This window comes from Arthrobacter sp. JCM 19049, from assembly GCF_001310435.1.
Genome location: NZ_BAXF01000324.1, coordinates 1 through 2,516 on the forward strand (window position 1 = coordinate 1; position 2,516 = coordinate 2,516).

A 2,516-nucleotide genomic window follows, 5' to 3' on the forward strand; every position below is an offset into this window, starting at 1 on the left:
CCGGCGGTGTCCGGCAGCGCCGGGACATGGCGCCGACCTGGTTCGCGACCTGCGCCAGGGCCTGTTCAATGCTGGCGGTGCGCAGCGGCTGGTCCGGGGTCAACGCGACCGGTACCGCCCCATATTCGGGGACCCGGGTGGTGGACTTTTCCTGGATCACCAGGTGGTCCTCGCCGACCTCCAGCACGGTGGCGTTGAACGCACCGCCGCGCACGGACTCATCAACCTCCATGCCCTCGGGCAGTGGATCGCCGAACATGGCGAAGAAGCCGGTGCCTTCGGAAACCAGGGACCCCTCGGCCAAGGTCCCGTAGACCTTGGAGTGCCGCGCCAGGGTGCGTGAACGCGGGGTTGGCTTGTGCCAGTCCTGCAGCACCTGTACCGAATCGACGGTGAATACGCCCCGCGTATCGGACCAGTCCTCCATGGGCGCGGCGAGCCGGTCGAAGTGCTCCCACCAGAACTGCTTGCGTTCCCGGCGGTGGTAACCGGTGGCTGCGGCCACCATGGCAATTGCCCGGTCATCTGCGCTCAACGCCTGCCCAGCCGGCAGCCCGGCGATGTAGCGCTGCAGCCGTTCCTCCTCTGCGGTGGGTTCCGCCGTCGAGTCCGGCAGCTGCTCTTGGGCCAGTGGCGCGGGGGCCTGGACCGGGCTGGCGGGAACCAGCCCGAGCAGCCAGTCGCGCAGCCGCAGGGTGGACAGGCAGTCATACTCGTTGTAGTCGGCGATGGACTCAAGCACCTGACGGGCCTCGGCCGCGCGCCGGCATCCCGGGCCTGCATATAGTGTGCATAGGCGACCACCGAGGCCCCGGCATCCACCACGTCCCCGGAGCGCAGGTGCTCGCCCATGTAGAGCGGTTCAAGCTTCTTGATGGAGTAGGAACGCGTGGAGAGCACCAGTGAGTTGCGTACCGTTTCATACAGGTCCACCAGCAGGCCCTCGCGCAGCCACTGGTCGATGGCTTCCTCCCCGGTCACGTGCACCTGGGACAGGTTGCGCAGGGCCGACTTCTCATACGGGGCGTAATGGTAAATGCGCATGTGGGGAAGCGTTCACGCCGGGCGGTGACGTAGTCGATGAACTGCAGGAACGCGGTGCGCTCCTCGCCGCGGTTGTGCGCCCAGAAGGGGCGGAACACTGGGGTGCCGGTGTCGTTTTCCACTACCCCGAACAGGTACTCCAGTCCCCAGCTGCCGTCGGCGGGCTCCTGGTACATGGGATCACCCTCGAAGTCGAAGAAGATGTCTCCGGGATCAGGCACCGGCAGCCGGTTGATGGTCTGTGTATCCTTGACCCGGTAGGACACTGCGCCAACCTGCCCGTCGGGTTCGGCCAACCCCAGCTGCATGCGGGCCTGGTCGACGTAGCGGCCCAGCGCGGTGCCGGGAGCCGCCTCCACCTCGGCCAGCTGATGGATGCTGTGAATTCCGCGACGGCGCAGCTTGGCCCGCTGGGTCATGGACATGTTCGCCACCTGCAGCACATCCCCGGTGGCGCTGACCTGCTCGGCACAGAAATCGCAGCGCCCACACACCTTGATGGCATCCGAATCCCAGAGCACCGGGCACCCGGACTGGCGGTGACGTTCGGTCAAGGCCAGGAATTTGCGCCGTTGGGCCCGGAACACCGGCAGGATTTCGGTGATCCGGTGCACCGAATGGGTGCCGTCGCCCAGCACCAGGGTTGCCTGCGGACTGAGCGGGATGCCCTCGGTCTGCAGCTGGTCGGCGTAGGCTCCGAGCTGCAGCAACGCGCTGACCCGGGCGTGCCGGGCCAGTTTGGTGTCCCACACCGCCCAGGACCCGTCGGGTTGGCGGACCAGGAAATCGGCGAACCCCACAAAGGAGCCGTCATAGAAGGTGGCCTGGTAGACCACGTCCGCGCCGTTGCGCAACACTTCGAGGGTCTGTTCGTGGGCGGCCAACAATCCCTCATGGGTCATCACCGGACGATCCGGGAAGGATTTCACGCCCCGGTGGGCCGCCGCATCGTAGGCCCGTACTTCTCCTCCAGCTCGGCCAGGATCCGCCGTTCGTGCACGTCGCCGAGCTCCGCGCTGCGTTCGAGCATCTCATCGGGGGCAAAGTGCGGCTTCGGACGCAGCCCCAGCTTGATGTCCAGCAGGTACAGCGACTGGTACTCGCACCCTACGGCGATGGCCAGGTCGCTGGCCGAGTAGATGAAACGGTCCTGGAGGAAGAACACGGGGACAGGTGCCTTTCGTTGACCTGGAAGTTACCCTGTCAACCTAGCACCGGTCTCCGACGTTTGTGGTGTGCCGGATCCTGCGTTCGGGCACTGGCCCGCTGCTACTTGGCCCGGCGCCCGCCGAAGATCAGCGAGGCGGCGGCCATTGCCGCACTGACGGTGTTGACCGCGGTCCACGGGCCCATGTTCTTGGCCAGCGGATGCGAACCGCCGAACGCCCCCAGATAGGCGGCGGTCAGGATCACGGCCCGTGCGGTGCCGGCATCCTTCTTCCAGATCAGGAACGCGCCGGTGCCGGCGGCCG

General features: G+C 66.8%; 2 protein-coding genes and 3 pseudogenes. All 5 read right to left on the bottom strand.

Annotated features, from left to right (window positions below):
- Window positions 1-742 (bottom strand): annotated as a pseudogene (locus JCM19049_RS11600) (nuclease); the annotation flags it as partial.
- Window positions 743-822: 80 nt separating this feature from the next.
- A pseudogene (locus tag JCM19049_RS20555) lies at window positions 823-1,044 on the bottom strand (hypothetical protein); the annotation flags it as partial.
- Window positions 978-1,973 carry a hypothetical protein gene (locus JCM19049_RS11605; protein ID WP_054821670.1) on the bottom strand — a complete coding sequence of 332 codons (996 nt, stop codon included), beginning with the start codon at window positions 1,971-1,973 and terminating at the stop codon, window positions 978-980. The gene JCM19049_RS11605 and the pseudogene JCM19049_RS20555, both read right to left, overlap by 67 nt.
- On the bottom strand, window positions 1,970-2,209 hold the full coding sequence (locus JCM19049_RS11610) for a hypothetical protein (protein WP_054821671.1): 240 nt from the start codon (window positions 2,207-2,209) through the stop codon (window positions 1,970-1,972). The genes JCM19049_RS11605 and JCM19049_RS11610 overlap by 4 nt, the downstream gene beginning before the upstream one ends.
- Before the next feature lie 104 nt (window positions 2,210-2,313).
- Window positions 2,314-2,516: pseudogene (locus tag JCM19049_RS11615) on the bottom strand (hypothetical protein); the annotation flags it as partial.